Origin of the sequence: Kitasatospora sp. NPDC057512 (assembly GCF_042802135.1) — a bacterium.
GTDB lineage: Bacteria > Actinomycetota > Actinomycetes > Streptomycetales > Streptomycetaceae > Kitasatospora.
The window spans coordinates 1-7,324 of sequence record NZ_JBHVET010000428.1 but is presented as its reverse complement, the minus strand read 5'-3'; the positions used below and the strand labels follow the sequence as shown (position 1 = coordinate 7,324).

The 7,324-nt window shown below is 70.9% G+C and carries 6 protein-coding genes and 1 riboswitch; of the genes, 4 read left to right on the top strand and 2 right to left on the bottom strand.

Annotation, left to right across the window (positions count from 1 at the left end; all coding sequences use genetic code 11):
- Window positions 1–19: 19 nt before the first annotated feature.
- Complete coding sequence (gcvH, locus tag ACFU6K_RS25050; protein ID WP_380666559.1) at window positions 20–400, bottom strand: glycine cleavage system protein GcvH; 381 nt, start codon at window positions 398–400, stop codon at window positions 20–22.
- Window positions 401–499: 99 nt separating this feature from the next.
- Window positions 500–1,621, bottom strand: a complete 1,122-nt coding sequence (gcvT, locus tag ACFU6K_RS25045) for a glycine cleavage system aminomethyltransferase GcvT (protein ID WP_380666557.1) — start codon at window positions 1,619–1,621, stop codon at window positions 500–502.
- A 229-nt stretch (window positions 1,622–1,850) separates the two neighbouring features.
- Window positions 1,851–1,952: riboswitch (glycine riboswitch) on the bottom strand.
- Between the two features lie 209 nt (window positions 1,953–2,161).
- Between gcvT and ACFU6K_RS25040 the strand changes: the two genes are divergently transcribed.
- The 4 genes from ACFU6K_RS25040 (at window position 2,162) to ACFU6K_RS25025 (ending at window position 7,290) form a co-directional block, all read left to right on the top strand.
- The gene (locus ACFU6K_RS25040; protein WP_380666555.1) at window positions 2,162–2,965 is read left to right on the top strand and encodes an enhanced serine sensitivity protein SseB C-terminal domain-containing protein; all 804 of its coding nucleotides are present in this window, start codon (window positions 2,162–2,164) and stop codon (window positions 2,963–2,965) included.
- Between the two features lie 116 nt (window positions 2,966–3,081).
- Window positions 3,082–4,005 carry an enhanced serine sensitivity protein SseB C-terminal domain-containing protein gene (locus ACFU6K_RS25035; protein ID WP_380666553.1) on the top strand — a complete coding sequence of 308 codons (924 nt, stop codon included), beginning with the start codon at window positions 3,082–3,084 and terminating at the stop codon, window positions 4,003–4,005.
- Between the two features lie 445 nt (window positions 4,006–4,450).
- On the top strand, window positions 4,451–5,437 hold the full coding sequence (locus tag ACFU6K_RS25030; RefSeq protein WP_380666551.1) for an ABC transporter permease: 987 nt from the start codon (window positions 4,451–4,453) through the stop codon (window positions 5,435–5,437).
- An 86-nt stretch (window positions 5,438–5,523) separates the two neighbouring features.
- Window positions 5,524–7,290, top strand: a complete 1,767-nt coding sequence (locus ACFU6K_RS25025) for an ABC transporter substrate-binding protein (RefSeq protein ID WP_380666549.1) — start codon at window positions 5,524–5,526, stop codon at window positions 7,288–7,290.
- Window positions 7,291–7,324: the final 34 nt, after the last annotated feature.

The following is a 7,324-nucleotide window of genomic DNA, read 5'->3' as shown; positions in this document are numbered from 1 at the left end:
GGCCCGCCCCGTCGGGGGCTCAGCCCTGGGGGTTGGTGAGCGCGTCGTACTCGTCGGCGCTGAGCAGCTCGTCGGTGGCCTCGACACGGACCTTGAACAGCCAGCCGCCCTCGAAGGGGTCGCTGTTGACGAGGGCGTTCTCGTCCAGGACGTCCTGGTTGACCTCGACGACCTCGCCGGTCACCGGGGAGAACAGGTCGCTGACCGACTTGGTGGACTCCAGCTCGCCACAGGTCTCGCCGGCGGTCACGGTGTCGCCGACCTCGGGCAGCTGCACGTAGACGATGTCACCGAGCGCGTCCGCGGCGTGCTTGGTGATGCCGACCGTGGAGACACCGTCCACGGCGGCCGTCAGCCACTCGTGCTCCTTGGTGTACTGAAGGTGCTGGGGGTTGCTCATGGCGTCATTCTCCAGGATGGGAAGCGGGTACGACGAAGCGGGCCGCCGCGCGGACGGCTGCGACGTGCGCGTATGGGAAAACCGGGGGCGTGCGAGGGCTCAGCGGGCGCGCTTGTAGAACGGCAGCGCCACGACCTTGACGGGCTCGTGCTTGCCGCGCACGTCCACCGCGACGGTGGTGCCGGGGGCGGCGTGGGCGGCGTCGACGTAGGCCATCGCGATCGGCTGCCCCAGGGTCGGGGACGGCGCGCCGGAGGTGATCCGGCCGATCGGCTCGCCCTCGGTGGAGACCACGGTGTACTCGGCGCGCGGCACCCGCTTGCCCTCGGAGACCAGGCCGACCAGCACCTTCGGCGGGTTGGTCTCGGCCGCGGCGGCGGCCTGCTCCAGGGCCTTGCGGCCGACGAAGGCGCCCTCGTTGGTGGTCTTGTCGAAGCGGACGACCCGGCCCAGGCCGGCGTCGAACGGGGTCAGGTCGGTGGACAGCTCGTGCCCGTACAGCGGCATGCCGGCCTCCAGGCGCAGCGTGTCGCGGCAGGACAGGCCGCACGGGACCAGGCCGCGGCCCTCGCCGGCGGCGGTCAGCGCCTGCCAGACCGGCTCGGCGTCGACCGGGTGGCAGAAGATCTCGAAGCCGTCCTCGCCGGTGTAGCCGGTGCGGGCCAGCAGCACGTCCTTGCCGGCCACCTGGGCCGGGAGGATCGCGTAGTACTTCAGACCGGGCAGGTCGGCGTCGGTGGTCTCCGCCAGGATGCCGGTGGCCTCCGGGCCCTGGACGGCGATCAGCGCGTAGGTGTCGCGGTCGTCGGTGACGACGGCGTCGAAGCCCTTGGCGCGGGCGATCAGCTCGTCGAGGACCAGCTGGGCGTTGGAGGCGTTGGCGACGACCAGGAAGGCGTCCTCGCGCAGGCGGTAGACGATCAGGTCGTCCAGGATGCCGCCGTCCTCGGCGCAGATCATCGTGTAGCGGGCGCGCAGCACGCCCAGCGCGGAGACGAAGCCGACCAGCGCGTGGTCCAGCATCTCGCCGGCCTGCGGGCCGGTGACGGTGATCTCGCCCATGTGCGAGAGGTCGAACAGGCCGGCCTTGGTGCGGACGGCGAGGTGCTCCTCGCGCTCGCTGCCGTAGCGCAGCGGCATGTCCCAGCCGGCGAAGTCGGTCATGGTCGCGCCGAGGGCGCGGTGCAGCGCGTCGAGCGCGGTCAGGCGGAGGGACGACATGGCCAGGAACTCCTCGGTCGGGGCACTCAGGGGTGCACGCACCGGACCGGACCCGCTGGGGGCCGACCCTGCGCGCGGGCATGCGGCGGCGTGGGTCTCCCCATCTGTCGTCGAACCTGAGAGCTTCACCGCCCCGCCGCCCGCAGCCGTTTCCAGCTTGGGGGACAGCATGACGGCTTGCACCGTGGGTGGGCGCACGACAGGGCCGGGCGCCGCTTTCCAGATGTGCCTAACCCGTGCGGTAGGGGTGCCTGAGAGATTCCGGGGAGGACTTGCTCCTTCGGCGCCGGCTGTGCCTGAGCGGCACTCCGGGCTCTCCCGCGCGGGTTCGAGCGGCCGGTATGGAGTTGTGGGGGCCCGCGGCGCATGCCGTCGGACGGGCACATCATGGCACGTCCCGGACGGCGAGGGGAGGGGGGACCCGGTCACACCGCGCGGGACCCGAACACGAGTCCTGACCACACCCCCCGCACGCCTCTAGACTGCTGCGCGTCGGTGCGGCAGTGGGCGGCCGACGGCAGAGGGCGGAATCGGCGGCGCATGGGGTACCCGGTGGAGCAGCAGCAGGGGTGGGGCGGACCGGAGGAGGCGCCGACGGGCGGCTCCTGGCCGGCCAACGAGCTGGAGCAGGTGCTGACCGCGGCCCTGGGCGACCCGGGCGCGACCCCACGGGTGTTCGAGGTGCTGGCGCGCAGCCAGGTGTGGGTGCCGCTGCCGGCCGGGGCCGACCCGCAGGGGCAGGCGCTGGACCTGCCGACCATCGAGCTGGGCGGCGACCCGTACGTGCCGGTGTTCTCCTCGCAGGAGGTGTTCCTCCAGCAGGCGCCGGGGATGGCCTTCGCGATCGCGCCGGTGTGGGAGTTCGCCCGCGGGCTGCCGCTGGGCGTGGGCATCGCGGTGAACCCGGACGCGGCGGTGGGCCTCCCGGTGCCGCCGCAGGGGGTCGCCGAGCTGCGCCGCGGCCCGCGCGAGGACCGCTGGGAGCAGGCCGAGGGCGCCGCGGCGCCGACCGGCGGCCGGGTGGCGCTGCGCGAGCCGGTGCCGGGCGAGGACCCGGAGCACTTCCTGGCCGCCTGCCGGAGCGAACTGTCGGCGCTGCCCGGCGTGTTGACCGCCCGCAGGGCGCTGGCCAGCATCGAAGGCGAGCCGACCGTGATGTTCGTGGGCGTCCAGTTGGACCCGGCGGCCCCGGCCGACCCGGCCGCGGTGAACGACGCACTCGGGCGAGCGCTGGGAACCGCGCCGCTGCCCGGGGGCGTCCACCTCGTACTGCTCGACCTCGCCGACGACCCGGTGGTCGAGTGGCTGCTCACCCGGGTACTGCCTTTCCACACGCGGGCGTGAGCGGGTCCGGATCAGAGGCACGTCGCCGTGGCGGTGGCCGGTGCCGCGCCATAGGGTGCGTGCAGACGGCCGACGGGTCGGCGGGTTGAGGGAAAGAGGCGCGGCGAGGTGGGCGCATGAGTGCGGGAACGGGAGCGGGCGGTGTGCCGGGGCCCTGGGGCCAGGCACCGGCCGGGCGCCCGGGAGCTGATCCCGGCGCGTTGGAGCGCGCCCTGCGCGACGTCGCGCCGGAGCGCTACGACGCGTACGAGCGGCTGCTGCACGCGCTGGCGGACGGCCGGGTCTGGATGCTGCTGTGGCACGGCACGCCGGGCAGCGCGGACGCGCAGTACGGGAACATGGAGATCAGCGGCCACGGCTACGCGCCGGCCGTCACCTCGCCCGAGCAGCTGACCGCCTCCGGCTGGGGGCGGGCCCACGAGGTCGTCTCCGGCCGGGAGATCGCGGCCTCGCTGTACCGCACCCGCTGGGGCCTGTGGCTCAACCCGCACGCGCCCGGCGGCGGCGTCGGGGTGCCCTGGGCGGACCTGCGACGGGTCGCCGCGGGCCTGGACCGGCTGCCGGCCGGGCCGTTGAAGCTGAGCGAGCCGCAGTTGAACGCCCAGCCGTTCTTCGCGCTGCTGGAGCGGCAGGCCACCGAGGTGCGCGCCGTCCGGGCGCTGCGCCGGGCCTGGGTGCAGCCCGCGGTGGGGGAGCCGTACCTGGCCATCGGCCTTGACCTCTACGAGAGTTCGCCGCCGGCGGTGGAGGCGGTGCGGGCGCTGATGCAGCGCGCGATCGCGGTGGCCCCGGAGGGGCTCGCGGTGTCCACGGTGGCGATGTCGGACGAGTACGACCCGGTGGCGCTGTGGATGCGCGCCAACGCGCGGCCGTTCTTCGACCGGGAGTCGGGGCGCCCGGCGACCGGCCCGTACCCGCCGGTGCCCCCGCCGCCGTACCCCGGGCAGTCGATGCCGGGCTACGCGTACGGCACCCAGCCGCCGGCGCAGGGCTGGCAGCAGCAGCCGCAGCGGCCGTGGCCCGGCTACCCCGGGCGCTGAATCCCAAAACACATTCCCCGAAGCCGACTTGATTGTCCGTCAAGTCGGCTTCGATGCTTTCCGGACGAATTTCCGGATGTGCGGCCCGGTCATCTTGACATGGCAGATACAGCCATGTGAAGAGGTATATGCCGAAGACTGGGGAGGTGCATGCACGCAGATCACAGTTGGGCATCTGTCGGTTGTCAGGGCTGGCGCAAGCCAGTTCGGATGGCAGAGAGTTCTGCGCAACGCACCGCGCGTGCTGGAACCCCACAAAGGTGAGCGCGCACGCCGACAGCCCGTCCACGCGACGCCCATCCCGCGTGGTGGCAGTGCCTGTGCACGACGCACTGCCGTCAACACCCGCTCCTCCTAAGCACCTCCGCACGTCCGCAGCCGCACCGCCGAAGACGGCGACCGGCACCCGTGGGCCGGCCACCGTCGGCGAGGGGACCAACTGACCATGACATCCGTGACCACCGCCGGGAACGAGCCGGAGGCAGCAGCCGCCGCCGGACCGGCCAAGAAGATCGAGGGCCGCTCCCTCGGCCAGATCGCCTGGGCCCGCTTCAAGCGGGACAAGGCCGCCGTCGCCGGCGGCGTCGTGGTGATCCTGCTGATCCTGCTCGCCGTGCTGGCCAAGCCGATCGAGTCGATGTTCGGGCTCGACCCCGACGCTCTCCACCAGGACCTGCTGGACGCCGACCTCGGCGGTCTGCCGTTCGGCGACTGGGGCGGCATGAGCCTGGAGCACCCGCTCGGCATCGACCCGTCGCAGGGCCGTGACCTGCTCACCCGCGTCATCGAGGGCTCCTGGGTCTCCCTGCTGGTCGCCTTCGGCGCGACCCTGCTGTCCAACACCATCGGCACCGTGCTCGGCATCATGGCCGGCTACTACGGCGGCTGGGTGGACACCGTGATCAGCCGGGTGATGGACGTCTTCCTGGCCTTCCCGCTGCTGCTCTTCGCCATCGCGATCTCGACCTCGCTCCAGGGCGGAGCCTTCGGTCTGCACGGCCTGCCGCTGCACATGCTGGTGCTGATCTTCGTGATCGGCTTCTTCAACTGGCCCTACATGGGCCGGATCGTGCGCGGCCAGACGCTCTCGCTGCGCGAGCGGGAGTTCGTCCACGCGGCCCGCAGCCTCGGCGCCCGCGGCCCGTTCATCCTGTTCAAGGAGCTGCTGCCGAACCTGGTCGGTCCGATCCTGGTCTACTCGACCCTGCTGATCCCGACCAACATCCTCTTCGAGGCGGGGCTGAGCTTCCTCGGCGTCGGCATCCAGCCTCCGCAGGCCTCCTGGGGCGGGATGCTCCAGGACGCGATCCGGTACTACCAGGTGGACCCCCAGTACATGGTGGTCCCCGGTGTGGCGATCTTCATCACCGTGCTCGCCTTCAACCTGCTCGGCGACGGTCTTCGCGACGCCCTCGATCCCAAGAGCAACTGACCCCGCCGCACATGACCACGCATCATGTGATGCGCCGTCAGGACCCTCCTTCACCGCCTCCCATCCCCAAGGGGTTGATCTCACCCATGCGTAGGTCCCGTACCGTCGCCCTGACCGCGGCCGCAGCCGCCGCTGTCCTGGTCGTGACCGGTTGCACCAGCTCGTCGAAGGGCGGCGGTTCCGCCTCGTCCTCCGGCGCCGCGGGCGGCTCCGGCGCCAACGCCGCCACCAAGGGCATCGTCAACGCCTCGGACAAGAAGGGCGGGACGGTGACCTTCGAGATGAAGGGCACCCCCGACTCGCTCGACCCGGGCAACACGTACTACGCGTACATCTACAACTTCTCGCGCCTGTACGCCCGCTCGCTCACCACCTTCAACCCGGCGCCGGGCGACGAGGGCAACAAGCTCGTCCCCGACCTCGCCGAGTCGATGGGCCAGGTGAGCGCGGACGGCCTGACCTGGACGTACAAGCTGCGCAAGGGCCTGAAGTACGACGACGGCAGCCCGATCTCCTCGAAGGACGTCAAGTACGCCGTCGAGCGCTCGAACTACGCGCTGGACGTCAACTCCAACGGCCCGGTCTACTTCCGCGAGCACCTGGTGGACAACGCCACGCCGTACGCCGGCCCGTACAAGGACAAGGAGGGCGGCCTCGACTCGATCGAGACGCCCGACGACACCACGATCGTCTTCCACCTGAAGCAGCCCTTCGCCGACTTCGACTACCTGGTCAGCGCCCCGCAGACCGCGCCCGTCCCGCAGGCCAAGGACACCGGCTCGGAGTACGTGAAGAAGATCGCCTCCTCGGGCTCCTACAAGTTCGAGTCCTACGAGGACGGCAAGCAGGCCGTCCTGGTGCCCAACACCAACTGGGACCCGAGCACCGACCCGATCCGCAAGCAGCTCGCGGACAAGATCGTGCTCAGGATGAACATCGACCAGTCCACCATCGACAAGGACCTGCTGGCCGGCAACGCCCAGGTCGACCTGGTGGGCGGCGGCGTCGACCCGCAGACCCAGGCGCAGATCCTCCAGAACCCGAAGCTGAAGGCGAACACCGACAACGCCTACGGCGGCCGCCTGGTCTACATGGCGATCAACTCCAAGCTCGCGCCGTTCGACAACATCGAGTGCCGCAAGGCCGTGCAGTACGCGGTCGACAAGGTCTCGGTGCAGACCACCCTCGGCGGCCCGATCCGCGGCCAGATCGCCAACACGGTGCTCCCGCCGGACATCCCGGGCCACCAGGACTTCAACACGTACGAGACCAAGGACAACAAGGGCGACGAGGCCAAGGCCAAGGAGGCCCTGAAGGCCTGCGGCAAGGAGGGCGGCATCAACACCGTCCTCTCCGCCCGCACCGAGCGCGCCACCGAGGTCGCCGCGGCCACCTCGATCCAGGCCGCGCTGAAGAAGGTCGGCATCAACGCCGAGATCCAGCAGTACCCGCAGGGCAAGTACCTGCAGGACAGCGCCGGCTCCCCGCAGTTCGCCGCCGACCACAACATCGGCCTGATGATGATGCAGTGGGGCGCCGACTGGCCCACCGGCTACGGCTTCCTCCAGCAGATCGTCGACGGCCGCACCATCAAGCCGTCCGGCAACAACAACCTGGCCCAGCTGAACGACCCGGCGATCAACAAGCTGCTCGACGACGCCGCGATCAACCCCGACAAGACGGCCCGCGAGAAGATCTACGGCGACGTCGACAAGAAGGTCATGGACCAGGCGGTCTACGTCCCGTTGACCTACTTCAAGGTCTTCCTGTACCGCCCGGACAACGCCACCAACGTGGTCTCCACCTCGGCGTTCTCGGGTGAGTACGACTACCTGAACATCGGCGTCAAGTAAGAGCCTGGCTCCACATCCCTGAAGGCAGGTGAAG

What these genes read in the sequence shown, in the direction of transcription:
- gcvH (WP_380666559.1), bottom strand. Translation starts at nt 400, where the DNA reads ATGAGCAACCCCCAGCACCTTCAGTACACCAAGGAGCACGAGTGGCTG.
- gcvT (WP_380666557.1), bottom strand. Translation starts at nt 1,621, where the DNA reads ATGTCGTCCCTCCGCCTGACCGCGCTCGACGCGCTGCACCGCGCCCTC.
- ACFU6K_RS25040 (WP_380666555.1), top strand. Translation starts at nt 2,162, where the DNA reads ATGGGGTACCCGGTGGAGCAGCAGCAGGGGTGGGGCGGACCGGAGGAG.
- ACFU6K_RS25035 (WP_380666553.1), top strand. Translation starts at nt 3,082, where the DNA reads ATGAGTGCGGGAACGGGAGCGGGCGGTGTGCCGGGGCCCTGGGGCCAG.
- ACFU6K_RS25030 (WP_380666551.1), top strand. Translation starts at nt 4,451, where the DNA reads ATGACATCCGTGACCACCGCCGGGAACGAGCCGGAGGCAGCAGCCGCC.
- ACFU6K_RS25025 (WP_380666549.1), top strand. Translation starts at nt 5,524, where the DNA reads ATGCGTAGGTCCCGTACCGTCGCCCTGACCGCGGCCGCAGCCGCCGCT.